18 protein-coding genes are annotated in these 26,734 nt (G+C 43.0%); 5 read left to right on the forward strand and 13 right to left on the reverse strand.

Annotated features, from left to right (window positions below; genetic code table 11):
- Positions 1-826: 826 nt before the first annotated feature.
- From G1O98_RS23775 to G1O98_RS23810, 8 genes are all read right to left on the reverse strand, one after another.
- Complete coding sequence (locus tag G1O98_RS23775) at positions 827-5,599, reverse strand: esterase-like activity of phytase family protein (protein ID WP_163932690.1); 4,773 nt, start codon at positions 5,597-5,599, stop codon at positions 827-829.
- A gap of 761 nt (positions 5,600-6,360) precedes the next feature.
- The gene (locus tag G1O98_RS23780; RefSeq protein ID WP_163932693.1) at positions 6,361-11,838 is read right to left on the reverse strand and encodes a phytase; all 5,478 of its coding nucleotides are present in this window, start codon (positions 11,836-11,838) and stop codon (positions 6,361-6,363) included.
- A gap of 852 nt (positions 11,839-12,690) precedes the next feature.
- Positions 12,691-13,467, reverse strand: coding sequence for a COP23 domain-containing protein (locus G1O98_RS23785; RefSeq protein WP_163932696.1), 777 nt, complete (start codon positions 13,465-13,467; stop codon positions 12,691-12,693).
- Positions 13,468-13,547: 80 nt separating this feature from the next.
- Positions 13,548-15,182, reverse strand: coding sequence for a M48 family metallopeptidase (locus G1O98_RS23790; protein ID WP_163932699.1), 1,635 nt, complete (start codon positions 15,180-15,182; stop codon positions 13,548-13,550).
- 186 nt (positions 15,183-15,368) lie between these two features.
- Positions 15,369-16,115, reverse strand: coding sequence for a Uma2 family endonuclease (locus G1O98_RS23795; protein ID WP_163932702.1), 747 nt, complete (start codon positions 16,113-16,115; stop codon positions 15,369-15,371).
- Positions 16,116-16,294: 179 nt separating this feature from the next.
- Positions 16,295-16,465: a ssl1498 family light-harvesting-like protein gene (locus tag G1O98_RS23800; protein WP_163932704.1), complete on the reverse strand. Its 171-nt coding sequence runs from the start codon at positions 16,463-16,465 to the stop codon at positions 16,295-16,297.
- 646 nt (positions 16,466-17,111) lie between these two features.
- A complete protein-coding gene (locus G1O98_RS23805) occupies positions 17,112-18,158 on the reverse strand; it encodes a DUF1611 domain-containing protein (RefSeq protein WP_163932707.1) in 1,047 nt (348 codons plus the stop codon).
- A complete protein-coding gene (locus G1O98_RS23810) occupies positions 18,142-19,194 on the reverse strand; it encodes a dipeptide epimerase (RefSeq protein ID WP_163932710.1) in 1,053 nt (350 codons plus the stop codon). The genes G1O98_RS23805 and G1O98_RS23810 overlap by 17 nt, the downstream gene beginning before the upstream one ends.
- A 129-nt stretch (positions 19,195-19,323) precedes the next feature.
- Between G1O98_RS23810 and G1O98_RS23815 the strand changes: the two genes are divergently transcribed.
- Positions 19,324-19,878: an NUDIX hydrolase gene (locus G1O98_RS23815; RefSeq protein ID WP_163932737.1), complete on the forward strand. Its 555-nt coding sequence runs from the start codon at positions 19,324-19,326 to the stop codon at positions 19,876-19,878.
- A 47-nt stretch (positions 19,879-19,925) separates the two neighbouring features.
- On the opposite strand, the gene G1O98_RS23820 is transcribed toward G1O98_RS23815, so the two are convergent.
- A complete protein-coding gene (locus G1O98_RS23820) occupies positions 19,926-20,084 on the reverse strand; it encodes a hypothetical protein (RefSeq protein ID WP_163932712.1) in 159 nt (52 codons plus the stop codon).
- 158 nt (positions 20,085-20,242) lie between these two features.
- Between G1O98_RS23820 and G1O98_RS23825 the strand changes: the two genes are divergently transcribed.
- Both G1O98_RS23825 and G1O98_RS23830 read left to right on the forward strand, forming a co-directional pair.
- Positions 20,243-20,572: a flavoredoxin gene (locus G1O98_RS23825; protein WP_114080329.1), complete on the forward strand. Its 330-nt coding sequence runs from the start codon at positions 20,243-20,245 to the stop codon at positions 20,570-20,572.
- Positions 20,573-20,587: 15 nt separating this feature from the next.
- Positions 20,588-20,848 carry a hypothetical protein gene (locus G1O98_RS23830; RefSeq protein WP_163932716.1) on the forward strand — a complete coding sequence of 87 codons (261 nt, stop codon included), beginning with the start codon at positions 20,588-20,590 and terminating at the stop codon, positions 20,846-20,848.
- Positions 20,849-20,877: 29 nt separating this feature from the next.
- Here the strand turns inward: G1O98_RS23830 and G1O98_RS23835 are convergent, their stop codons facing one another.
- Positions 20,878-21,801 (reverse strand): nucleoside hydrolase, encoded by a 924-nt coding sequence (locus tag G1O98_RS23835; protein WP_163932719.1) that lies wholly within the window; start codon positions 21,799-21,801, stop codon positions 20,878-20,880.
- Positions 21,802-21,817: 16 nt separating this feature from the next.
- Here G1O98_RS23835 and G1O98_RS23840 point away from each other — a divergent pair, with 16 nt between their 5' ends.
- Positions 21,818-22,249 (forward strand): nucleoside deaminase, encoded by a 432-nt coding sequence (locus G1O98_RS23840; RefSeq protein ID WP_163932722.1) that lies wholly within the window; start codon positions 21,818-21,820, stop codon positions 22,247-22,249.
- Between the two features lie 228 nt (positions 22,250-22,477).
- Here G1O98_RS23840 and G1O98_RS23845 read toward each other — a convergent pair whose 3' ends face one another.
- Positions 22,478-23,602, reverse strand: a complete 1,125-nt coding sequence (locus G1O98_RS23845; protein ID WP_163932726.1) for a metallophosphoesterase — start codon at positions 23,600-23,602, stop codon at positions 22,478-22,480.
- A 421-nt stretch (positions 23,603-24,023) separates the two neighbouring features.
- Between G1O98_RS23845 and G1O98_RS23850 the strand changes: the two genes are divergently transcribed.
- Positions 24,024-24,896 carry an S-methyl-5'-thioadenosine phosphorylase gene (locus G1O98_RS23850; RefSeq protein WP_163932729.1) on the forward strand — a complete coding sequence of 291 codons (873 nt, stop codon included), beginning with the start codon at positions 24,024-24,026 and terminating at the stop codon, positions 24,894-24,896.
- A 293-nt stretch (positions 24,897-25,189) separates the two neighbouring features.
- Here the strand turns inward: G1O98_RS23850 and G1O98_RS41185 are convergent, their stop codons facing one another.
- Positions 25,190-25,750, reverse strand: a complete 561-nt coding sequence (locus G1O98_RS41185; protein WP_345940583.1) for a WD40 repeat domain-containing protein — start codon at positions 25,748-25,750, stop codon at positions 25,190-25,192.
- A 45-nt stretch (positions 25,751-25,795) separates the two neighbouring features.
- Entirely contained in the window at positions 25,796-26,671 is an 876-nt protein-coding gene (locus tag G1O98_RS23860) for an ABC transporter substrate-binding protein (RefSeq protein ID WP_207794506.1), read from the reverse strand.
- Between the last annotated feature and the right edge of the window lie 63 nt (positions 26,672-26,734).

Consider the following 26,734-nt stretch of genomic DNA (forward strand, 5'->3'; position numbering starts at 1 on the left):
ACCAGTAAACTATGTAAGTTGAGTACGATATTGTTTCGAGATAAATAAGTAACGATGAATTATGATATCTGAAAACTAAATATAGCTCCAACACCACGCAAGGTTTGTTTAAACACTAGTATTTTTAATTACATTTTTTAGTCATATTTTTAATTTTTAAATTATATTTCAAGACTAATTTGACAAGAAATCATGCCGCAATCCTATAATGTTTATATGAAAGGGCACTGACTCTTAGATTTAGTTTTTTTTATTTTGACCTATTTCCTCAAAATCTGAGTTATTTTCAATACATCTTCATTGAAAATTAAAACTTTAGAGGTGATTTGCAATGAGAGTATTAACTGTACGTTCGCTTATTTGAGAGAATAAGAAGAATCAATGCCTTGATGGGCAAGCAAGACAGCGATTTTACCAGCCGATAAGCAAGCAATGGAATCCGTTTGGAGGTAGGTTGAACTCCAGGCTATGACCATCAAAATTTTTTGTGCCCTAATTCTACTTATTAATACTTAATAATTTCAATATTTTATAGTATAAAACAGTTAGGACTTATACAATTGGCATAAATCTTTGTAAGTTATTATTCGGTTGTAGGGGCGTATAGATGTACGTTCCTCTCTAAGTATTTGTATCATGTATATTGTAAAATATTAAGCTGTTCTACATTTAACTTGGATGATTAGGGCGGGCATAACTAGAACAGCTTTAAGAATCACAGGATAAAACAGGATATCAAAGGCGAGGGAGTATTACTCCCCCGCAATAGCCAACTTACTACAGCTTAATTGTTGAATTTAAAGCTGTAATCGTAATCATCTTTAGGTTAAATTACACTAGCTGAGAAAACGAAGTCATTTGCTGTTAGGCTAGTCGATGTAACTCCAACCAATGAAGCCAACTCTGTATTTCCGGCTTTCACCAAAGTATCGCTACCCTGTTGCAACAGTGTTAAAGCACTAAATTGAGTAACACCAATACCGCCCAGCCCGATTTTATCAATGGCGATCGCAAAATCAGTCACAATGTTCTTGCTAGTTGGCAGACTGGCGTTAGCAATCCAGAATTGGTCAGCACCAGTACCACCAGTTAAGCGATTTCCGCCCTGTTGACCAGCAAATAGCACATCATCACCATCGCCACCAGACAAGGAATCATTGAAATTGGAGAAGAGTTTGTCATTGCCAGAACCACCGTAGAGACGGTTATTGCTACCGTTATTCTTAAGGGTGTCGTTACCTGAGCCACCAAATAATGATTGACGAGAACCTTCAATTACGGTGAGACTATCATCACCTGCCGCCCCAAGTAAATTATTACTACCACTGGCTTCCATTACGGTAACTTCGTCATTACCATTGCCACCATCAGCACTGGTATTTTGAGCCGGGCCATTTTGACCAATAAATATCTGATCGTTACCATCTCCTGTGGATACTGAAGAGTCGCTGCCAGCTAGTACCGTATCTTCACCGTTTCCGGTTTGGATTGTGTTCCCTTTAGTACCTTCTACAAAGTCTGCTCCGTCACCTGTGAATAGGGTTTGATTTGGCTGAACGATAATATCATCGCTGGTAGTAGAGCCAAAGTTAATTTCTTCAGTTTCAGGTTGACCTAAACCAGGAGCAAGGTTAAGGGGCTTCTCTAACTTCAGCAGTAGAATTTCATTGTTGTCTATGACTGGATTTTGAGGATCATTTCCAGGACGACCTGTAGAGAAGGGATAATTGTTGTCATTAGCAACCAAAATGGTGTTTTTGTCAACAACTAAAACGTTTTCAATTGTGACAAATGGGAAGTCAAAGGTGGTTTTGCCATCTCCATTCAGGTCGTTGGGGTCTTGGATGTTTAACAAGTCTGCAACTTCTTCTTTGGCTACATAACCATTAGAATCTGCTTTAGACAAGTCAATTTTGTAGATCCTCTTAAATTTAGCCGTAGCCCCTTGATTGTTATCCCGCTCAATGACTAGATACTCATTATCGTTAATGACTGCTAAATCCCCGATCGCATTTGCCGGATTATCCAATCTGTAGTACAGCTTTTTATCAGTGTACTTGTGGCTAGCAAGGTCAAATTCGTTAATCCGCAAAGCACTAGGAGTATCACCTTGAACTGTACCCTCTAGCAGCATATAGAGCTTGGTTTTGCTAGCGTTGATTGCTCCACCTTCAAAACCTTTGGAACCACCCAAGTTAGCAAAGGCATCTCCTGAAAGCACATCGGGATTTTGTGGCGATCGCACCGCATTATACTGAAGATCATCTCTGAGTTGATCCCGTACTTCATCCGCGATATCTGGGAAATCACTAAATAGTGCGTCTACACCTAATTGATAGAACTGTTGGATCTCTAGCTCTAGCTTTCCTTTGTAATCTGCTGCTAAATACTGATCTTCCGCCCGGAAGGTGTAAGGATGAACCTGCAACCCGGCGTTGTGAGCATCTTGAATTAAGGTTGAAGGAGGTAATGTTGTCTTGTCAGCATCATTAACTGCTCCATCTCCATTTACATCATCGGCTTTGCCATCACCATTAGCATCAGTACCTTTGACGCTCACAATCATCCGTTTCCAAGGGCCAAGGCCATCAGCATAAGTGGCAACTTCAGCCAAGCCTTCTGGTGTTCGTAAGTCGCCATAGGTGCGAGTGTCACCACTGACTTTCAAATCATAAGGCTGACTCTCGATTATCTTACCGTTGATATCAATGTCACTTGCATCTAGCAATTGAACTAGGGGAATATCCACTCCAGCCGCAGGCATAATGACATCATGTAGTTCTTTGAGGTTGCCCACTTCAAAGGACTGGATGAAGATGCGACTGGGGTCAGTGAAGTTATTTGCCTTCAGCGTATCAATTAGTAACTGACTGATGTTTTGGTTAACTTTGTCTGTCGTGCCGACATAAGTAGCTTCATCGGCCAAATAGGTTGGATGCTTAGTTTCAGGATAGATGCCAATCTTTTTACCTGTGTCGGCTTCTACTTGCTTAACTAAATCGATGATTTCCGTGAGGGTAGGAATTTCAAATTGACCATCAAAGGAGTGATCTCTAAAAGGTAGACGCTCTTCTGCGCGTAAAGTCTTGATTTCAGCTAAAGTGAAGTCTTCAGCAAACCAACCTGTAATTGTGTTTCCATCTAAACTTACCGTTTTCTTGCGATCGGCAAACTCTGGATGCTTGTAGACATCTGTGGTTGTGTTGCTGAAATTGACAGTGCCATCAGCGTTCAAAACTGCTAAAGCTGGCTCATGACGAGCAATTAGCACACCATCTTTTGTCACAACCAAATCAGGCTCAATGAAGTCAGCACCTCGCTCAATTGCTTGCTTATAAGACTCTAAGGTATGTTCTGGACGATAGCCACTTGCACCTCTGTGACCAATAACTTTAGGTGCTTCTCCATCTAATGTTTTGAATTGGTCGGGTGTAGCAATGGGAGCTTCTAATAACTTACCAGTGGCATCAAAATGCAGCAGGTAGGGGCCAAACTCTTCTCCAACCCAAATTGTCCCGTCTTTATCAAAGACGAATGACTCTACATCAAAGTCTGCACCAGTCAGTAATCTTCCGGTAGTTCCCTCATTCACAATTTCAAAAGGAACTTTGTTGTTAGGGTCAGACAGTTGAATGTAGTCTAAAACTTTAACGCTGCCGTCTCCATTTTCTGTTCCCTTAAAATTCGGGTCTAGACGATTGATTCTTAGCAGAAAATCTTCACTATTATCTTTGCTACCGTAACCGTTATCTGACAGGAAGTACAAAGAGTTACTGTTAGCAAATTGGACACCACTAAAACCTTGTATTGGCTGTCCTGGGAAAGGCCCGGTTCTACCATTGGCTGAAATTTCTGCACCAGAAGCTGGCCCATCACTAAAGGTATCAGCAGGTAAAGAAGCAAAACCTACTAACTCAACTTTTGGCACTATTGAAGCAAACATCGTCTGGTAGATGTGGGTTTGATCGTTTAAACCCGCAATTCCAGGAATATCAGAACCGTAGGCATTATAACCTTTACCTACTAAGCTATTTAACACTTCAGAACCAGCACCTTGGTAGTAAACAGGTACGGGACGGTTGGTGTGAGTTCCCCAACCATACTTGACAGTGGGATCAGACCCCCAGTAGTGTCCAACTTCTGCTGGAGTATCTAAATTGGTTAATGCTTCAGCACCTTGATTTTTTACTAAAGTCGGAAAATCACCGTCGAGAGTTAGGTAGTGATCGTGGTCAGCAGTAACAATTAGTAGGTTTTCATCCCAACCACCATTGTTATTGATCCAGTCAATCGTAGATCCAACTGCCTTATCGAAATCCAACGTGGTGCCGATCAAGTTGTCTATGTTGTTATCATGAGCAGACCAATCGATATCGCCACCTTCAACCATTAACCAGAAACCATCGGGGTCTTTACCCAATACATTTAATGCGGCATTTGTCAAATCATTGAGGGTTGGGTTTTCGTTAACCTCTTTGGCAATGAAAGATGCATCCGTCTCTCCAGGCAGCAGTGGACGTGTAGTGTCCACTTTGGCGTTATCACCTTGGTTAGCGAAAACGCTGAACATATCTAAACCAGTGGTGCTGTAGTCACCGTTGGCAGAACTGACAGGCAAGTTACCATTTTGACCACGCGCACCGTACAGACCGAAGAGGCGATCGCCTTTTTCTGGATCGATTGTCGCCGCAGTTTCAGCTAGTTTCTGGGCGGCATTCTCACCGCGCTCCAAAAAAGTGTAATCGTAGAGGTTGTTTGTTGGTTTAGTGCTAAGTTCTGTGTAGGTAGATTGGCTAATGTATTCATTGCTCGTATTCGGCTCAACCCCTGCTGGTAATAAGTCTCCAGGAGCAGAGAGTGGGTGTCCACCACCAAGTAATACTGTTGGTTGATAGACACGGAGTTCCTGTTGCAAGATGTTGTCTAATGCCGGATAGTCAGCATCATACTTGCTGCGACGATTAACGTTGGCAGCAGCAGCAGCAGGTGTTGCATGATCAATGGGAACTGAAGTTACCAAACCAGTGGATTTACCAACTTGGTTCGCAGTTTTGAGAATTGTTTCTAGAGGATTCTCGAAAATATCAACGCCAACAGCGTTGTTGTAGCTCTTAACGCCAGTGTACAGAGTTGTTGCGGTGTTTGCAGAGTCAGGATAGCTGTACTTAATATATTCAGGATCGTTACCGGGAGTCCAAGGGTTAACACCACCTCTGGTAGGGTCATAACCTACTAGGTTCCCAACAGCACCATCACTGACTTTTGCGCCACCTGTTGGGGTATTGCCTGGGTTAGAAGTTGGATCAAAGGTGAAACCAGGACGAACTGGGCTTTCTCCTGTAATCGGATTAGTACCGTCAAGAGCCGAATTACCAGTGCTAAAAACTCCATTACTACCAGCGATCGTTGTCCCGTAGGTGGTTGCCAAACCGTAGCCTTGGAGTGTTTGAAAGTTGAGTCCTTGACCCTTACCCTGTGTATAAAAATCACTCAGATTAGCACCTGTCTTACCATTTTGAATCTCTTTGTAGATGGATGCTGCACGAGCCATTTCCCAGCCCATACCATCCCCAATCATTATGATGACGTTCTTAGCCATGAAAGAGAATCTCCCTGTGTTTAATTGTTGAGATGGTCTTCACTCTAGTGAAATAAAAAAAGTAATATAGTGAGGAAAAACTAATAGTTTTAGCCTGCAAAGATGTAATTGACTTGTCAGCTTGTTGAGTCTGAACTATTAAATGTCAACCACCACTACAATTGTCATTTCCTTAGAGTGTTTTGGTATCTTAATTAACAATCCCAATTGCATATTAATTAAGATACATAGCAAAAGTTGTGAATAAATTGTGGACTGGTTAAGAAATCTTGTATTGCAATCTTTTACCTAATATGCAGTTAACAAATATGTCTATATTTTTGATGGTATGAAAAATTATTTTTTATACATTGAGATGATGTATTTTTTGTAACTTCCGTCAGATAATAAGTTCTTTATCACCCAATACGGTTCAGTTAGTGCCAAAAACCTTTGAGGACTTACCAAAAACTCTCTGAAAATCTTATTCCTTTGTGTCCTTTGCGCCCTTTGTGGTTCGTTTTTTCTTAATTTTCGGTAATTTTTGTCCTTAACTGAACCGTATTGCTTTATAACCCAATGCAATTTAGTTAAGGGCTACTTGTACAAAATTGTGGGTTTTGAGATGCGATAAATCGCCATCTCTACAAGTGTTTTGGTCTTATCTGAACTGTATTGCTTTATAACCCTTCTCTTTAATTGCTTTTGCAATAATGATTGAGTACAGCTTCATTAACTTTTGCTGTGTAATGAAGCTGTAACAATCACAATAGGCAAACAATTTAACCTACAACACTGACAGAGAAAATAAAGTCATTTGCTGTGAGAGTATTTGATGTAATTCCTGTCAATGAAACTAACTCAGTATTTCCGATTTTCACGATAGTATTATTACCCTGTTGTAATAGTGTCAGGGCACTAAATTGAGTAACACCAATACCACCAAGCCCGATTTTATCAATGGCGATCGCAAAATCAGTCACAATGTTCTTGCTAGTTGGCAGACTGGCGTTAGCAATCCAGAATTGGTCAGCACCAGTACCACCAGTTAAGCGTTGGCGCAGCCCCCCGTAGGGATCGCCACCCTGTTGACCAGCAAATAGGACATCATCACCATCGCCACCAAACAGGGAGTCATTGACATTAGAAAAAAGTTTGTCATCACCGGAACCACCGTAGAGACGGTTATTGCTACCGCCACTAATGAGGGTGTCATTACCTGAGCCACCAAATAATGATTGACGAGAACCTTCAATTACGGTGAGACTATCATCACCTGTCGCCCCAAGTAAATTATTACTACCACTAGCTTCCACTACGGTAATAACATCATTACCACTGCCACCATCAGCGCTGGTATTTTGAACTGGGCCATTTTGACCAATAAATATGCGATCGTTACCATTTCCTGTGGATACTGAAGAGTCGCTGCCGGCTAGTACTGTGTCTTCACCGTTTCCAGTCTGGATTGTGTTCCCTTCAGTACCCTCTACAAAATCTGCTCCGTCACCTGCAAAGAACGTTTTTCCTGGCTGAACTGTAACATTATCGTTGTTGCTAGAACCAAAGCTATCAGGGAAAGTAGGCTGTGCAGTTATCAGGTTATTAGGTAGTTCGAGAATGCCGAGTTTTTCCGCAGCCGTATTACCCGTAATGTTAAAGTCGTTATCGTTAATCAAGGCTAGGGTGTTGGGTGCTACCAGTGCCAGACCTTCTAATTTTTCCACCCCGGTGTAACCGACCTGAGCAGCATTAGCAATCAAACTCTTGCTGACATCGGTAATATTGGCAGTAGCTAACTCCGCAGAGGTAAGTTGTTCAATAGTTTTACCAGTTGGCAAGATAAAGTTAGCAGGGTTGTTAATGTTAGTCGCCCCGGCTAAATTAATTTGGTAAATCAGTTTATTGCCAGCAGATGTACCATTGTCATCTCGTTCAACTACTGCAAATTTGCTGTTACCCAAGGAGACTGCATCGCCAATTTTATCAGTTCCCGGTAGACCTTCTAGGCGATATAAATACTCTCCTGTTACCTGCTTGGTGACAATATCAAACTCCAGAATTCGCAGGTTGAGAGAAGCTTTGGAAGTCGCATCATTGGCGACATCTGGACTATCAATTGGACTCTGGATAAAGGCATATAATTTATTACCTTCCAGTGCTATAGCTTCAAACCCCCGGTTATTGCGGCGTTGGGCATAAACTGCTGGTAAAACCTCAGTGCCAAAAGTTCCATCTGGTTGATCTGGGTTGGGTGCAGTGGCAGTTCCTTGAGGAATAAAACGGTCAATCAGCTTACCATTAACAGCAAAGTGGTAAATTGCCGGACGGTATTCATCTACCATCCAGTAATCTCCATTTTCTGCAATTACAATTCCTTCTAAGTCAGCACCTAAAGGATCGTTAGCTAAAACATTATTGTCTAAGTCAACAGCAATTTCATCTGTGTAGGCTAAACCGTTTCCTACAGCTTGCAAGTTAGGCAATCCCGTTAATGACGTTGTCCCATCTTGGCGAAATAGCTTTGTTCTGTTGGTAATGGTGATTTCGCCTGTGGTGCGGTTGAGTTCAAAGCTAACTATTTCTGGCTGGAAATCGGGTAATAAAAATGGTCTTTTGACACCATCAGGTTCTCCATTGGGGCCCCGATCTGTGTTGGTGACAAATTTTAGGTTGCCATTTGCTGCAATTCCTTGGAAATACAGCCCAGAAAAACCACCTAACAAAATATCTTGACCTTTAGAAGTCGTGTCTAACTTCGGTAGGTTTGCAAATTCATAAATAGTTAGCTTGGGTTGGGCAACAGGATTGCGGGGATCGTAACTAGTGGTGTCGATATTTAAAGAATTGGGGAAGGTATTGGCTATATTTTCCCAAGGCACCAGCTTAAAGTTAGAACTGACATTTTCCTCTTCACCTTCATCGCTAACTATTTTGGCAGGTTCATTAGAGCCATCTTGAGTCACAAATAAACCAAATGGGAAGTTAGGCCCCAGTGGTACGTTAATTACATCTGCACCATCTGACTCTTGTACACTGTCAATCGCCCCATTGTTACCAATGGCAAAATTACCCACGTATTCGTTGTTACCTTCACGCGTGTAGGCAACAAAGGTATTGTCACCTTGGCTAGATGCTAATAAGTAGCCTTTGCCATTTTTGCCGTAATAAATGGTCAGTCCTTCTACGTCATCTGTGAGATGAGTACCACCTAAATCTCTGACTGGATCAACTAGCTTGCCAGTTGTGCCAGTGTTTGGTTCTGCTTGAAACTTCCAGATACCTACATTTTCCTGTCCGATGTAAAGGAAGCCAGTTTCCTGGTCTACCACCATACCCTCGGTTTGGGGATCGCGACCCTCAATTGTTGGCACGGTGAATTCCCGCACTAGTTCAGCCCCAATTGTGCCATTACCTTTGTCAATCAATTTGAACTGAGCTATGTCTCCAGTTTGGCGACGACTGGTAAAGACATAGTAATCATTAGTTAGGGGGCTACGGTATAAGGTAAGTCCGTAAGAACTGCGAGTTGATGCAGAATAAGGAGGTTCAAAAGGTGATGCTTGGAAGATAGTAACAATATTGCTATCGGTGATATTTTCCAGATATTGACCAGGGTTACTGGGGTTGGGGTTAATTTTGAAGATTGCTAGTTTATCATTGTTGCGATCGCTAGCTACGGCAATATCAATCGATTGATTGCCTAATTTAAAACCGTATTGTAGGTCAATGTTGTTGTACCGAATACCACCGGGATTAACTGTCTGCAACAAATTACCAGACAAGTCATAAACCCGCAGTCCGGCATTTTTAACTGAGGTTAGTACTAGACTATCGGCAGAGTTTGTGGCATTAACATAGATTGCAGGATCGTCAGCATCCGCATTCTGATCTACAGCAGGTAATGCTGGATCTTCATCGTCCAATAAATCGGGACGAGTTTCTACTGTAGGTGCAGCAGTTGGAACCAAGTCAGCACCCAAGGTGAGGATTTGGGTATATTGGGTGCTACCAAAGTTGTTGTCACTCACCAGCACAATGGATTGACGACCATCTGCTAGTTTAGAACCGAAGGCAAGACCTTCTATATTATCCACTCCTGTAATCGGGTGATTGGCATCAGTAGGTAAATTCAGATCGGTTAAATTCAACAGCAGACGTTTTTGAGCGGGTTTAATAGCTGCTAGTTGTTCTGTACTCAAATTATTGAGAGAATCGTAGAAACTGATGTCAGTTGGACCTTGCAAAGAAACTTCGTAGATTTTGATGGTGTTGCCTACACCTTGGGCAAAGGAGCGTTCCAACGCCAGGAAAGTACCACGATTATCTATTGCTAGCAAATCTGCCAAACCATTGTCAGCAGAGCCTGTGCTTGGGTTTGGTGCTTCGGGAATGGCATCGGTAATGTAGAGGTATTCTTTTTCTGGTTGTCCAGTAAATAGATTGTATTGCAGAATCCGGGATGGGCTACCACTGGTGAGTGAAGCTTTTAATCCATCTTGGGATAGTGCGTTTTCAGTGGCGGTAAATAGGGTTTTCTGGTCGGGTGTGATGGTGAGGCTTTCAAAGGCTAAGTTATTGTATACGCCTGATGTCTGCGTATCTCCGGCATCGACAATACCGTTGCTGTTAGTGTCCTGAACTACTGGCAGGAATTTGCTGGGGACAACTAGCGATCCTACTTCTTGCCCTGTTGCAAGGGAAAACTCTTTAATAAAGGGATTAGTAACACGACCAACAGTAGGATTTACTTCGCCTTCCGAAGAGATGAAAACAGTCCCATTGTTAGTTAAAGCAATACCTTCTGGGTCAAGGCTGTTGATTGCAAAGAAATTACTATTGCTATCTTTCAGTGGTGTGACGTTAGTAACAGTCACCCCGGAGTCGGCAGTAGTGAAGGTATAAAAACGGGCAGAGGCAACTTGAGAGCGATCGTCTGAGATGGCGTAATAGCGGTTATTCACAGCATCGTAAGTGACACCAGATAGTCCACCCAGTCGAGTTAGTGCGCCATTCACCGTTCCCGCTGCACCAGTCGGAATAAAGCTAGTAGCAAAAATAGTTTGTCGTTCAAATCCCACACTGGGAATAGTTTTACCTGCTTGAGTCGACCCAGTTTGCACATCTGCGAACACCAAGCGATGGTCAGAACTGGGGAAAGGGAAAGTACTTACTAAAGGAAACGTTGAATCGGTATTTAGAGGCCAAAATACTCCTGAGTTGGCAATTTTTAGGTCAGCTGAGGGTAAAACATAATCAGTCCGCAGATTTCCGGGAGCATTGTCAGCAAAGTCGGCGGTATCAAAGCTAGAATTACCTTTTTGGCTAGCGTTTGCACCACCTTGTAAGTCTGCTTGTTGGACACCACCAAGACTGGTAGGGATGACATTAGTATTGATATTGGGATTTTGCAACAGTTGACGAATAGCATTGTCAAAACTATCACCATCTAACGGATCTGCATTTTGATCGCCCACAATCACAAAGCTTGAACCAGAAGCAATCCCGCCCGTTTTTCCCTCATCATCGTAGATATAATTACTTTTCCCAAGAGTAATATAGTCTGCCCAAAAGCGGATCTCGTCGTGGTTGCGCTTACCGTTGCGGTCTTCCGCACCATCAAAGGTTGGGGGTGTAGGGTGGCTAGCAAGGACATGAATTGTCTCGCCGTTTACTTGGATGGGTACATCCCAGTGGCTTTTAGAGGAGAGGCGTAGAACTGATAGTTCCTCCTGAGAATACCAATCATTTGGCCCTGGTGTATTGGGATCATCGGGAAGCAAGGCATTAGGCATATCCTTCCAGAGGAAGTTTTGGAAGGTGCGGACGTTGGTAGTGTTGATGGGATATTTGGATAACAGTAACATCCCGTATTGGCCAGGAAAATCACCAAAGCCGAAGGCATCATCGCCATATCCTGATGTGCCTGGGGTTGTAACTACTGTGCCATTGTTGTTTAAGTCAAAGTCAGAGGCAATACCTGTGTTGGAGGGAGCGATATAGAAGTAGGGGTAGTCAACAGGAGTCGTACCATTTTGACTTATGGCTAAATAATTTTGCTGGAATAGTTTAACTGCTTCTTGGGAGTAGTCAAACTCATTAATTAGCAGCACATCTGGGTTGTTACGCTGGATAATTTCTGCAACAGCTTTTGCCTGAGCATTATTAGGGGTTGACAAATCGTTCGTTAATTGTCCTTGAATTCTGCGGTTTAGAGAAGCATTGAATTGTGAAAAGCGGATTGTATTATTAATTACCATAAGTTAGTGCTGGGGTAGATTCAAGTTTTGCGAAGATTAGCGTTTATCTGCGGCAACTACAGAACTAAGTTGCCCAATCGTATGCTGCAAAAGTATGGGAACTTTTGGGTGCAAGTGTTATTTATGATACTTGTATCAAAAGATCGTTAACTGCGAAGTGCATCTTTGCAGTTTAGAGAGTTTGCAATATCAACATAGACAATATAAGGTATGCCTTCTAAATCACTGTTATTAGAGATTGTTAGAAGACAAATACACAGTTTTTTGTATGAGTTTTGAATTGAGCAATCTCAAAGTATACTGTTCAGATTAAGAAACAGCTAGCAAAAGGTTAAGATGAAAATAATTGTAGGGTTAGAGATGTTTGTTTACACAGCAATTATTCTCAGTCATATATCCTAATAAGGTTCAGTTCAAAAAAATAGGAAGTAAATGGACACAATAAAATCAAACTATGTAAATAAAATTTAATTATGCTAAAACCCTTATACATCTGCCTATTACCTATAGCCTTATCCCAACGACAATTATTTACGCTCACTTACTTATATGCCTTTATCTAATTAATTTTCAAGTTTTTTGAAAATTGCTTTATTGGGACTTGAGGTACTTTTAAATTCACCTTAACCACCCTTAATGTTATCGGATAACTTAGATAATTCAAAATTTTGAATACCAATAATAAGACTTTTCAAACATCCTCTTAATGATAGATATTTCACCCGATATAAAATAAGGTGGGTAAACAACCCACCTTATAATGTAAATCTGTATTTTAGGATTACCGCGACAGAAAAAACGATATCTTTTAGTTTTGGCGAAATTGTTCTGATATGTTGAGTGATTCAAACATTAGCGGAAATTACCAGGTTTTAAGCGAACAGAGTTAGGCTGAGACTGGCGACGAACTGCTACTCCATTCCGCAAATTGTTTCCAGTACCGCCATCTTTGCGATCGAGGAAAGGTTTTAGATTAATGCCACTTCTAGATGAACTAATCCGATTATTACCACTCCCTAGAAGTGTACGTCCTAAATTATATAATTCATTCCCTCCACTACTGCGATCGCCATAAGTGTTAACGGCTATAGTTTGCTGTCCGTTGTCAGCAGTAGTCAAGTTCTGAAAAATACTATTGCGGATTACAACAGGATCTTTCCCACGCGGTACTGTCAACACAATTCTACAGCTTGGGTTAGCTTCTGTTGTGACGCAGACAATATTTTCGTTATTTTCTACAGATGTCTGGAGTTCTTGTAAACCATCTGGACGATAAAGTTCTAAGCGACTAGCAATTGTTGCACAACGTCTCTGTGCATCCCAACCACCGCCCAAAGCCGCAGGCGCTGCCCAAGGAAAGAATTGTCCTGGTTGACTTTGTGGCTGATACATAACGGTATACTGACCGTTGTAACTCTGGCAGGTAAACCGAGTTGTACCGTCAGCTGAGGGTGAAGGGGGTATACCTGTCGATGTGTCTATTGGAACTGATGAGCCACCTGATGGCACTGTTGGTACTACAACACCGTCGCCAGTAGAGTCATATTGTGCCATTGCTGCCGAATTGCCCAGAAACAAAGATAAGCCAATACTACCCAAAGATATCAATCGCAGTAGTTGTGATGACATAAATCATCCTCCAGTAGAAATAAGTAGGGAATTGATAGTTTAAGTGACGAATAATTCTCTATTTTGATTCATTAAAAACGCTATTTTTTTTCCTCTCTTGCTTTTTTCTCTTCGAGTAGCTTTTTCACCCGTGCTTTAATTTCTAGATGACGTTCCACTCCTTCATAAGCGTAACGGTTGTAGCTATTACGGGTAATGAGGTTTTCTAAATAACTAACTCGCTCATTGCCGCCTGGGTGTGAAGATAACCAACTAGGAGGAGCATTTTTTTGCTGTTTTTCTAGCGTCAGCATTAGGTTACGCAAGCCATCAGCAGCGTAGCCAGTGGCAACAATTAGGCGTGTGCCGAGATTATCTGCCTGACGTTCCATGTCGCGGCTGTAACTGAGTGCAAACAGTTGACCGATGGTGCCGCCCAGAGGTAGATATTGGGTAACGTTAGAGATCAGGTTGCCTTCGCTGACTAATTGAAAAGTGTGGGATAAAAGTACATGGGATAATTCATGACCCATTAACCCAGCTAATTCTGCTTCGGAATTAGCTTTAGCGATCGCACCTGCATTAATAAAAATTTTACCCCCAGGTAATGCAAAGGCGTTCAGGCTTTCCTCTGGAATCACAAAGAATTCGTATTTAAACTCGTCCCGTCCTCCTACCTTCGCCAATTTCTGTCCAATTTCATTGACGTATGCCAAAATCTCTTCGTCTATAATTACACCCAGCTGTTTTTTTGCCTGCTTTGCAACCGACTCTCCTATGGCTCGTTCACCTTGTAACAGCATGATGGTAGAGTCAAGGGCAGAAAACGGCCCAAGCAGACTGCCAGTGACGGCATAACCTAAAGCACCTGTAATAATATTACCGAGGACATTCCCTCTAATTTCTCCTTGTGTATAAGATTTGTAACGGTTCAGATTTTCTTCTGCTAGTTTTGTAAACTCAGGCGCTTGGGGATTTTTCGGGTTGAGAATAGCAAATTGACGCGCTGCTAAAGACGCTTCCATCCATTTTTTCTCGCCAGCTAGGGCTGTAATTCTAGCTTTAACTAATTCTGCTTGATCTGGATACAGCGAAGAAGCCCGTTCTAATATATCTAATGCTTCATTAGTGCGATCGTATTGTTTCAACGCTTCAGCATATCGGATATGGCCAGGGATAAATTCAGGATATTGCTCAACTAATAGTTGCAGAGGTACTAAAGTTTTTGTTTGCAACTTTTGTGCTATCCCTGCCTCTGATTCTCGCCAGTAGACTTTACCTCCTGGGGATAGTTGCGTGGGGTCGAGTATGGCAGTTTTACGCTGTTGATTATCTGATGTTTTACCAAAAGGCTGCTTAACTTCGCGGTAAATTTTTTCCGCCTCTGGGATTTGTCCCGCCAGATAAAGTTTATCCGCTTCTATAAATTTTAGCTGACGGGTGAGTTCTTCCGGGCTGAGTGGGGGTTCCTGTGGCGACTCTGGCTTTTTCGGTTCGGAAACTTCAGGGGCGGGTTTTGGTTCTTCTGGCGTTGATGAACGTTGCAGCGCTTCCCGTAACTTTTGGACTTTAGTTGTTTCTGAATTGGGCTTTGTCGTTTCAATAGTGGTAGAAGCAGCAGGTTCTTGTGCCAGAAGGGGCGAAGTTGGCTGCGTTAGGATTATCAAAATTGATGTAGCAGCTGAAAGTAATACCCACTTCCAGGCTAGAAGTAAAGACTTCCAGATTCGTTTCATACTTGGGCCCACGTATGCAAAAGGCTCTTTTTTAAATTTTATGAGCAATTAGCAAAATACGCATATAGCGATGTGTTTTTTGTGAGACACTACGCGAACCGCGAACTGTTCTGTGAGGCATCCCATTCCAGTACTTATTTGCTTAAACTGAGTCACTCAAATACTTGAAAATTTGGCTTATATATGCTATTGCAGATTATTTGGGTCAATACCTTGAGATTGTAAATAGGTAATTAGCCGTTCTTTTTGTTGGCGTTCTTGTTCGGTACGCTGACGTTCCTGTTCAATTTGTTCCACCGCCCAAAGCAACAAATTACCTGCCTCATCCCACCAGCGCAACCAGTAACCAGTTCTAGCTTCCTTTGTTCCTTGCCAAGTTCCCAGAAATAAACCCATTGCATCAATCCAATGACGACCATTTTCATCAGGTTGCTTTAACTCGTAGCGGCTGTTTTCGAGTTGGTAAAATTCTAACAAACCGCCATTTGGGTCGAAAATTACGTAAATTGGAACTTGAAGAATCTGCTCATAAAAAAACCATTTTCCTGGTGGATAGGTTCGCTTAAAAGAGTATTCTCCACCCTCAGCGTCAAATAGAAATTCCATCACAATTGCCGGAATATCCCCATCTAAATTGGGTGTATAGCTTTTGCGTTCTCCTAAAACTTGATTTACCGATGGCACATAAACCCAGTCGGGTGCTTTAGCAACAAATTGCCCGTTTATTGTTGCACAAAGTCCAAAATTTGAGGCTATCAACATCTGCGGTTGGATGAAACCGCTTATCTCAAGGCTTTCGCGCAAAGCACCAGCTAATAGTGGCTGACCTGTATTTTCCACTGGTTCATCCTCTAACTGAAAATCTGCGGGCAACGCTTCCCAAGATATTACCAGTTCTGTTGAAGATTTGGTTTCACCGAGTTGGGTTGTCATAAACACCCCTTTTTATTGATTTGTCTTTATTTTATGAGCGATCGCATTTATTCTACAACGTCGTAGTTTGAGATGCGATTGCACAGCAGTAAAACACAAAAAACCCCGGCGAAACTAACCGGGGTAAGAGAGAGAGGTACGAATGACAATGAGATACAGCGATACCGAAATTGAAAATCTTAGCTAACGCTAAAACCAATTAAAACTAAAGTTGTAATAATTAAAGTCGCAAAAAGACCTTGTAAAACGTATTTACGTTGTTCCCAAATTGCTGGGTACTCGGCGTAGTAAACCTTGGGTTCAGCTGCGTAGTTATTGAGAATGCCGTCTTCATTTACAGTGGTGTACATATTTTTTTCTCTTCTTTTGTTTACTTATGTAACTAAATTTAACAGAATTGTAACGAAACGTCAAGAGGACTTGACAAGAAAGGGCTAATTATTTTAATAAAAGTAACTTATCAGCCATAGTGGACTCAATACTTTTCGGTTAAGGGGGAAAGGAGAAAGGGAAAGGGTTTGAATTTCCCTTTCCCCTTTAACCTTTCCCCAGACCAAAAGAGAGATTATTGGGTTTATCCGAAAAGTATTGATAGTGGACTGAGGTGAAGCTACCCCAGCCACCGAAAATGCCATATATTACGCAATTTTTTAAATTGCAAAATCTAAAATCCAAAATTGTATAAAAAATAGGACTTACGCAAAACTACACGCGGTAGGTGCAATTCATGAATTACCCCTACCGGAAAATAACGGTTTGGGCTATTTTTGGCGTAAGTCCTGAAAGAGTAGAGACAATACGGTTCGGTTAAGGCAAGAGACGCGATAAATCACCGTCTCTACAAAGGACTTACTTATTAGACATCTCCAGAAATTAATTATGCGTTACCTGAAACCCTTGTAGAGACGTTGCATTGCAACGCCTCTACATCTCTACATTCATTTTCACTCCTATGTCTATTGTAAAGACGGCGATTTATCGCGTCTTTCTAACCATCTAATTCTTCATCACTGCATCCAAAAGCACATTGGCATCAAAGCGGACTACATCGGTGCAAGGTAGCCCGGTTTCTGCTGTTATTTGAGCGATGCTTTCCTCAGCCGCAGATTCATCTAAATGTGCTGTGTTAAGCGCTATACCCACTACAGGCACACTTGCAAAAGCACCACCTGCACTAGCAACGGTTTCATAAAGACGAATTACCTCTGGTAAAGGTGGAATTATTACATGGGGATGATTGCGGACATGAACTTGTCCCGCCCGATGGACTAACACCAGTTGAGTGGGTTGGGAACCACGAATCAGGGGTAGGGTTGCCGTTGAACCAGGGTGTAGCAGTGAACCTTGTCCTTCAATGTGCAAGATGTCATAGTTTTTGCCGTAGCGCATCACTACTTGTTCCACAGCACCAGCAGCAAAGTCTACCCGCACGGCATCTAAAGGCACACCATCGCCTTCTAACATCATCCCAGTTTGACCTGTGGCGAGAAATTTAGAACGCCAACCCCGCAGTTTTGATGCCCAATGTAACTGTAGACTAGTTGACATTTTACCGATCGCCATATCGGTTCCCACTGTCAATACCCGTCGACACGGAAGCGTGCGTGCTATTCCACTAGCAACACCTATATTAGGCGGCTCTTTGCGGACATCCCAAATTAGTTGCCCTGGTTTGAGCAGTGCATTTAAGTCGGGTATATTTGCCATTGGTGTATGCAAACCGTTTACCAAGGACATCCCAGCTTCTAGAGCATCTTTGATTTCTAGCCAATAATCATCTGGGATAGCACCACCACTTGGAGCAATGCCTATTACCAAAACTTCTGGCTTGTACTCTAAGGCTGCGGCTACCGATGCCACAATCGGTACATCACGTTTGATACCTGTTAATTCTGTCAGAGATTTGCCAGCACATTCGCGATCAATGACGGCTACAATTGGTGCTTCGCTGTAACGTAAAATTGCGAGTCCTGTTTTGCCGTGAGCCCCAGTAGTTCCCTCATGTAGCAAGATAGCTACTCGTTGATTAAGTGGTAGACGCACTGTGTTTTACCCCCAAACCTGGTAAATCGTTTAGCAAAACTCTACCTTCTTTTAGCAATGCACCCGTGAAGGGATCATCGATTAAGTTGAGGTGACTGTCTAAATCTAAATAATCAGCTAGTGGTGCTAGCTGTAATGCTGCTGTATTAGCTAGGGAACTATCAGAATAGCAACCGAACATTACTTGCAACCGATATGCTCGTGCTGTATGTACCATTCGCATCGCTTCTGTTAGTCCCCCTGATTTCATCAGTTTGATATTAATACCATCCACGTGATTTGCCAAATCGGGAATATCAGAGCTTGTGAAGCAACTTTCATCAACAAAGATGGGTAGGGGAGAGTGTTCTTTGAGTTTTGCTAAACTTTTTTCCTGACCCTGTGGCAATGGCTGTTCTACATACTTTATACCCAATTCAGCTAGCCAATTGCACATTGCGATCGCATCTTCTAAACTCCAACCCCCGTTGGCATCAACGAAAAACTCTGGTTCCGGTGCTTCTTCTCGCACTGCCAATAGCATTTTTTTATCTGCATCTATACCATCTGGACTGCCTAACTTCACCTTAAAAAGGCGGACATCGGTAAATTGTAACCAGTCTCGCGCTCTTGCTTTAGCACCTTCAGGGGAACTAATCCCAATTGTGACTGAAGTTGGTACTATTTGATTGCGATCTAGTCCCCAAATTTGCCACAAAGGTAATCCTACGCGCTTACCTAACCAGTCGTGCATTGCCATATCCAAGGCAGCTCTTGCAGCAGAAGGAACCTGGTTTTGTATTAAAACTTGCTCAATTTCCTGCCGTTGTAAAGGGCTGAATGTTTGCAACAGTGGTAGAACTTGCTCTAAAGCATTTTTGATTGCATCAGTTGATTGCCGATGATTACCCACACCAAATGGCGATGCTTCCCCCCAGCCTTCGATACCATCTTCTGAAATCCTCACCCATACATTTGTTGTCTGTGCCGTTGTACCCCGACTAATGGTCAACGGAAATCTTTTATTTACAGTAAATAAATTTACATTTATTTGCATACTAATTCTGTATATTATGTTATTTGCAAAAGTAAGTGTAAGTTCAAAATTTAGATTATCGGATGTATCTGTTATACTTTTTTACATTCATTGCTTGATGAGCAAATATTTTATATATTATTTTTATTTATGAATAACTTAAAAAAATGGAAGATTTTAAAATCAAAAATGGTTTTAGATCATCCTTGGTGTCGGGTCAGGCAAGATGAAATAGAGTTACCCAATGGCAAAATTATAGATGATTATTTCGTCAGTATTAAGCCTGACGTTGCGATGGTTTTACCTCTTACTAGTAATAAAGAGATAATTTTTGTCCAGCAATACAGACACGCCGTAGGGGAATTTTTCTTGGAACTGCCAGCAGGAAATTTTGACCCGACAAAAGAGAGTGCAGAAGTAGCAGCAATTAGAGAATTTACAGAAGAAACTGGTTATATTGCCCAAGAATTTAGAAAAATTGGAACTCTATACGATAAGCCGAGTAAAGATACCAATCAAATACATTTATTTTTAGCAGATAATGTGAGCAAAGTTGGAGAGCAACAACTAGATATTACAGAAGAGATTGAAATTGTATTTATTCCTATAGAATCAGTTTTAGATAAAATTATTCAAGGAGAAATTTCTGTGGCAGGAACTGTTGCGGCTCTCTTCTTAGGTTTAAAGTTTATCACTTCTCAATAATCAATATAGCTTTTTTGGCTTTAACAAGAATAATGCTTGAGATAGGTTTAAACTTTGCACCATTTTGCATCGATACGCGATTTCCCTGGCACGATTTTTATAAGTCCTAGTAATAAAGCATTTGTTATAATTTCATGAATAGCTTCTTCTGGATAGCTGATTAATTCTAATCCTGTGTCTCCTACTTTTGGAATTTCTTCAACCATTTCTATTGTTTTAGCTAGTGCTTGCTGAATTTGATCGTATAGACAACCTTCAAATATAGTTACGCATAACAGCCTAACGATTCTTTAAATTTGTAGCATACAATGCAATTCATGAAGTACCGATCAAATTCTAATCTTTAATCAAAAACACTACACTTGTGACAATAATTCCAGATGAAGCATTGGTAGTTCGGGGAGGGCGTAATAGTCCAGAGGATATTCGACGTGGAATAGGTACTCATCCCAGTGGCATAACAGGAATTTCTGTGGAATGTGCAGTAGGATCGTCAGTAGCGGAGTTGGCATCGAGTATTCCTCATGGTCAGATTGGTGTAACAACAGTTGGCAAGGTTCGCCAAGCAGGTGGTGATGTAATCCGAACATCCGGTAGAAGTGCTAATCATGCAACATTAAGGGGTTTAAACCCGCAGCAAGTTAGTCAACTCCTTACACCTACTGTTCCAAATCCAGCAAAGCAGCAGTTATAGTTTGGATCACATAGAATGATTAACCCTAGAGTTTTTGCAGATTTTCATAATGCTGATGCTGAAGGGCGTTTGCGTTTGAACTGTATTGGTACAATCGAAGACTTAGCGAATCAAAGTATTGAGCTACGAGATGGGCAGTTACTCACGATATATAGCGAGGATTTGGAAGTTGATGGAGTGGTGCAGTTCTCCGAAGAGGAGAAGTTGTGGGTTGCTGCCATTGATTGGGATCGAATCACACAAGTTGAGAATTTTGTTGTGCAGGCACAAGTTTGAGTATCCACGCCACCTAATTTTTTAGGTTTTTATCTTGCCCATTGTTGCAAAATATAATCATAAAAAGCGTCTTTATCTACTTTATCCATCGCATAAATTTTCCGACCGCCAGAAACTACTTTAGTCCTCCCCTGACTGACTCCAGTAGTGATAATTTCTGTTTCCCATTCGCGTAATTGATAAAATTCTGGGTGTCCCAAATAAGCAGTGGCCAGCACATCCCAAAAATAATAATCTTGGGGAATAACTAGCGCATAACATTGTCCGGCTAAATCAGAGATGGGATAGTGGCGTTGTCGCCCCATTTTTTGCACTAATTCTGATGTAACTGGGACATTATTAGTTAAATCCAAAGGACACATAATAATTTCAATTTGCGTTTGCCACACCCGCGCTGCTGAAACCGCGTCCCAATAAACATTCCATTCGGCAGAACCATCTTGTCCAGGTTCTAAACTTTTTTCTACATTGCCACCGACATTCAAAGCACCTCCCATCCAAACAATTTTGTGAATCTTGGCTTCAATATCCGGTGCTTTGTCTAAAGCTACTGCAACGGTGGTCAACGGCCCAGTTACCATCAACATTACGGGGTCTGATGCCTCACGCAACACCTTAATCATGAAATCTTGACCTGTTTCGGCAACCAAAGGCGTAGTGATGGTTTCGCTTTTATTGAGAATGGGGAGATGGTCAACGATAAAGGAATCACGGCGATAGAGAGTAGGAAATGGATTGATACCGCGCACAGTACTTTCTGCAACTGAGATATGAGAAAATCCCATCAAATCGAGAATTTTACGTGTGGCGCTAACAGCCGGTTGAATGTAGCAATCTGCTGGAGTGACGACAACACCAAGGAGTTCGATATGATCCATCGTCAAAAGCAGCATAGTTGCCAGATAGTCATCTACACCGCCATCGTGATCCATTAATACAAGTTGTTTTGACATAAAAGGAGATATTAATATGGATGAGTTTATGGAAGCTGCGATTCAAGAAGCAAAACAAGGCAGACAAGAAGGTGGAATTCCTATTGGTTCGGTTCTCGTCAAAGATGGCAAAATTCTCGGCAGAGGACACAATAAACGTGTGCAAGATGGCGATCCTGTTACGCACGCGGAAATCGATTGTCTCCGCAATGCTGGGAGAGTTGGCAGCTATAGAGGTACTACACTCTATTCAACTTTAATGCCGTGTTACCTGTGCGCTGGGGCTGTGGTGCAATTTGGTATTAAAAAAGTCATCGTCGGAGAATCCCAAACTTTTCCTGGTGCTAAAGAATTTATGGTATCTCACGGTGTAGAAGTAATCGATCTTAATCTTGACGATTGCGAACAAATGATGAGTGAGTTTATTGCAACGAATCCCGAACTTTGGAATGAAGATATCGGTAATTAGAGACGCGATTAATCGCGTCTGTACAAGAGTTTGGAGTAGCCCGCGTCTTGGTTACTTTTGATAGGAGAATTATGGCAGGAGCGATGGCGTAACCGCCCGCCGGAGGCGATGGTCTCCGACCGACCGGAGGTCATCGCAATCTAAAAGAAATACAGCAGAATCAGCTATTCGACTACCAAGCATTCAGCCCAGACAAGAAAGTTAACTTCACACGGATACTCATCACTCCTAACGCAGCAAAAGTGTGCTGTTATTATCAATCAGTGTAAGAGTTCCACCAGTGGCCATGCCTGGGTTGGACTGTGCTGATGCACTATAAGTCTCAATATAGCGACGCACTTCTAATGGAAACTGGGGATAGTCTAATACTGCATCTCCATCGGCAATAGTTGCCCAGAAGTCTCGCAAACTAGGAGCTAATCTTTTCGCTTGTGATAGTGGTAAGTTTAATGGAGAATGAGTTAGTAGCTTGACTAAAAAGGGAAAAGAGCGATCGCCCATCCATTGCCGCGATGACTGTTGCAAGTCGGGGAAATCAGGCACTGACTCTACCCGATGAGATACAATTTGCAACGATTCTTTACCTTGGTTATCCCGATGAAACTCTAGCACCCGATAAGGGTGAGGATAGCTCACTAAAGAACCAGTGGTAATATCATATACTCCATCTGAGTAAGCAATATCCTGAACGTGCAAGTGCCCCGTAAATACTAGTTTGACTCCATAGCGCCTCAGCAACTGTAAAAGTTCTGCTGAATTGGACAACATATAGCGATTTGCTAGTGGATGGTTCGCTTGATTGGGTAAATGTTCCACCACATTATGATGCACCATCACCAAAACTAATTCATCAACAGATGCCGCCAGTACCTCTTCTAACCACCGTAGCTGTTTGGCATCCAAACACCCCACTTGCTCACCCTGGTCATTAAAAAAGTTAGAATTCAGTCCAATCAGCTTAACTCCAGGGAGTAACTGACGAATGTAGTACATTTGCTGCGGGTCTTCATAGCCAAACTTTGTGTAATAGTAGGGAAAATCCGCAAAAGAAATTGATTGCTGATCGGCCAACATCACGGGAACGTCATGATTACCAGGAACAACATAGACGGGAAAAGGTAGCTGGGCTAAACATTTTTGTAACCAGGCGTGGTTCTCTGGTTCGCCGTGCTGGGTTAAATCTCCTGGCAACAATAAGAAATCTAAATCGAGTTGTATTAAATGTTCCAGTACACTTTGAAACGCCGATATACTGACTTCTACCAGATGAAAACGGCTAGGATGATCCCAGATTGTGTGAGGAAGTGCCAGGTGTAAGTCGCTGACTACCGCAAAGCGAAAATTGAGAGTCATTGATTTATGAAAATGTTAAAAGCAGGGGTTAAAATAAGCCTTTTCCCAAAAGTATAACGCTTGGTTTGTTTCGCTGCTCAGGAGTGCATCTACTTAATATTTGTATACATTAAGTATTGATTACAGATTATAATAACGATTAATTTCAGTACAAATCATAACCGTTAATCTGCAAAAACTATCGGAGATTTGATTTTAAGGATTTAATAATTAACGCTCAAATAACTGAGCGATCGCTTTTATCTGCACGCAAACAATTCAATATTGTTAGCAGCACGAAATCCGTAAGCGTAGCCCTTCTCTATGAGAGGCTGCGCTCAGGAACCACCCGTTGTAGACATTGCTTTGTTTCTTGGCTTCTCTGCTACTCCCCTTTTCGGTAAAATAACTTAGCAGATCAGCAAGGAACAGGTTCAGAATCATGGCACAAGCTAGTATTGGGATTATTGGTGGCAGTGGTCTGTACAAAATGGATGCGCTCAAAGATGTCGAAGAAGTGCATATCCAAACTCCTTTTGGTTCACCATCTGATGCTTTGATTCTGGGAACATTGGATGGTACACGGGTAGCTTTCTTGGCGCGTCATGGCCGCAATCACACGCTGTTACCCTCTGAGTTACCGTTTCGCGCTAATATCTATGCGATGAAGCAATTGGGTGTGAAGTATTTAATTTCAGCTAGTGCTGTGGGTTCCTTGAAGGCAGAGGCGAAACCACTGGATATGGTGGTGCCAGATCAGTTTATTGACAGAACGAAAAATCGGCTTTCAACGTTTTTCGGTGAGGGAATTGTGGCTCACATTGCCTTTGGCGATCCGATTTGTAAGAACTTGGCTACTGTGTTGGCAGATGCGATCGCATCCCTCAATTTACCAGAAGTTACTCTCCATCGCGGCGGCACTTATGTGTGCATGGAAGGGCCAGCTTTTTCCACTAAGGCAGAATCGAATCTTTACCGCAGTTGGGATGCAACAATCATTGGGATGACGAATTTACCAGAGGCGAAGTTGGCAAGGGAAGCGGAAATTGCATACTCAACTTTAGCGTTGGTGACAGATTATGATTGTTGGCATCCAGACCATGACAGTGTGACGGTGGAGATGGTGATTGGCAATTTGCTGCGGAATGCTGTGAATGCTCAAAAGGTGATTCAAGAAACGGTGCGGCGCTTGAGTGAAAATCCGCCAACTAGTGAGGCGCATTCGGCGTTGCAGTATGCGATTTTGACTCAGTTGGATAAAGCACCAGCCGCGACCAAGGAAAAGTTAGGGTTATTGTTGCAGAAGTATTTGTAGACTTAAGATTACAGCAAAAGCGATCGCACTTCCTCAGATTACAGCGATAGCGATCGCACTTTCTCGGATTACAGCAACAGCGATCGCACTTCCTCAGATTACAGTAACAGCGATCGCACTTTCTCAGATTACAGCAACAGCGATCGCTACGACAGGATATTCACTGACCACCATCATCATAAAATCATACAGGCGATCGCTTTATTCTAAGTTGGGGCTGCTCATTACAGAAATCTCTCCATGTAGCTGAATCAAAAGACCTCCCCCTGCTTCCCCTGCTCCCCCTGCTATCTTCATTCCCTGCGTGTGCCAATATCATCACATAAACGCTTATCGCTCTCATTCACATTGGGGTTATTTTGCAAATAATCGCGCACCCAAGCACAACCCTTAGCCATTAAATCATCCAAGTTGAGATTCCACAGTATCACCGTGGTGTCCCAACTGGCAGAGGCAATAGTTTGACTGTCGGGGCTAAATGCCACGCTAGTAACCGAAATGCCATGACCTTGGAGAGTTTGTAACACTTGCCCCTGGCGATTCCACAGCTTCACCGTGTTGTCATCACTTGCAGAGGCAATGGTTTGACCGTCGGGGCTAAATGCTACACTATAAACCGAACTGCTATGACCTTGGAGAGTTTGTAACACTTGCCCCTTACGATTCCACAACTTCACCGTCTTATCATCACTGGCAGAGGCAATGGTTTGACCGTCGGGGCTAAATGCCACGCTATTAACCGAACTGCTATGACGTTGGAGAGTTTGTAACACTTGCCCCTTACGATTCCACAGTTTTACTGTCTTATCAACACTGGCAGAGGCAATTGTTTGACCGTCGGGCCTAAATGCCACGCCTGTCTCTTATAACCAAATAACGATGAAGAAAAAGCTATAACTTTAAGACCAGAAGGAAACCGTATAAATAAAAAAAAAAGCGGCGCTTTGCGTCAGTTCCTTGACATGCACGGTATCGACATCGGGCCAGATGTCGATGCGCCCCTGGAGAAGGGCGAGCTTGGCCACTTGCGCGTCAGGGATCAGCTCGATCCGGACCTTCTCGACCTTGACGATCTTGGCGCCGGCAAGCCCGTCGGACGGCTCCGGGCGCGGCTTGTAGCCGTCGAAACGGGCGAGCTCGACGAATTGGCCCTTGCGCCATTCCGACAGCCTGAACGGCCCGGTTCCGATGGCGGCGACCCAGTTACCCTCGCCATCGACGGAAGCCGGGTGGGCGATGCCGGCGGAGTCGCAATCCGCCCGGGCCATCGCGCTCAGAAGGGCGCCGCTCGGGGCCGCCAGATGAAAGGAAACGCGTTTCTCGTCGACAGCTTCGACCGTCTCGATCTTGATCGCATTGGTGCCGTTGAAATTGCCCCGGCACGGCCAGGCCGATTTCGGATCGAGAAAGCGCTGCCAGGTCCAGACCACTTCCTTCGCGGTGAGAGGCGCACCGTTATGGAAGCTGACGCCGTCGCGCAGGACGAAGGTGGAGGTTCGTGCGTCGCCGGAGAGTTCGATCGCCTCGGCGAGCATGGGGGCGACGCTGCCATCGGCGCGCCAGGCCACAAGTCCCTCATAGATGTTTTGCAGCACGCTGCCTGTCGAGGTGTCCGGACTCCGGCCGGGCATCAGGCCGCGAATATCGGAGTTGATCGTCGCCCTCAGGGTTTGCGCCGAAACGCCGCCTGGCAGGAGGAGCGAACCGGCCAGGAGCGCTGTCGCGAAGGAGCTGCGGCGGAGCATGGCGTTCTCGTAGTTAGCCGCTTGCGGCAATCAGGGATTGCCGCGTCCGTTCTGCTGCGTCGCGGCAGAGGCAAGGAGTGGCGCCCTGCGTTC

Source organism: Nostoc sp. UIC 10630 (genome assembly GCF_010747425.1).
GTDB lineage: Bacteria > Cyanobacteriota > Cyanobacteriia > Cyanobacteriales > Nostocaceae > Nostoc.

Coding starts and splice junctions, on each gene's coding strand:
- G1O98_RS23785 (WP_163932696.1), bottom strand. CDS start 13,467: ATGTCATCACAACTACTGCGATTGATATCTTTGGGTAGTATTGGCTTA.
- G1O98_RS23775 (WP_163932690.1), bottom strand. CDS start 5,599: ATGGCTAAGAACGTCATCATAATGATTGGGGATGGTATGGGCTGGGAA.
- G1O98_RS23815 (WP_163932737.1), top strand. CDS start 19,324: ATGAATAACTTAAAAAAATGGAAGATTTTAAAATCAAAAATGGTTTTA.
- G1O98_RS23840 (WP_163932722.1), top strand. CDS start 21,818: ATGGATGAGTTTATGGAAGCTGCGATTCAAGAAGCAAAACAAGGCAGA.
- G1O98_RS23830 (WP_163932716.1), top strand. CDS start 20,588: ATGATTAACCCTAGAGTTTTTGCAGATTTTCATAATGCTGATGCTGAA.
- G1O98_RS23850 (WP_163932729.1), top strand. CDS start 24,024: ATGGCACAAGCTAGTATTGGGATTATTGGTGGCAGTGGTCTGTACAAA.
- G1O98_RS23845 (WP_163932726.1), bottom strand. CDS start 23,602: ATGACTCTCAATTTTCGCTTTGCGGTAGTCAGCGACTTACACCTGGCA.
- G1O98_RS23820 (WP_163932712.1), bottom strand. CDS start 20,084: ATGGTTGAAGAAATTCCAAAAGTAGGAGACACAGGATTAGAATTAATC.
- G1O98_RS23790 (WP_163932699.1), bottom strand. CDS start 15,182: ATGAAACGAATCTGGAAGTCTTTACTTCTAGCCTGGAAGTGGGTATTA.
- G1O98_RS23835 (WP_163932719.1), bottom strand. CDS start 21,801: ATGTCAAAACAACTTGTATTAATGGATCACGATGGCGGTGTAGATGAC.
- G1O98_RS23795 (WP_163932702.1), bottom strand. CDS start 16,115: ATGACAACCCAACTCGGTGAAACCAAATCTTCAACAGAACTGGTAATA.
- G1O98_RS23780 (WP_163932693.1), bottom strand. CDS start 11,838: ATGGTAATTAATAATACAATCCGCTTTTCACAATTCAATGCTTCTCTA.
- G1O98_RS23810 (WP_163932710.1), bottom strand. CDS start 19,194: ATGCAAATAAATGTAAATTTATTTACTGTAAATAAAAGATTTCCGTTG.
- G1O98_RS23800 (WP_163932704.1), bottom strand. CDS start 16,465: ATGTACACCACTGTAAATGAAGACGGCATTCTCAATAACTACGCAGCT.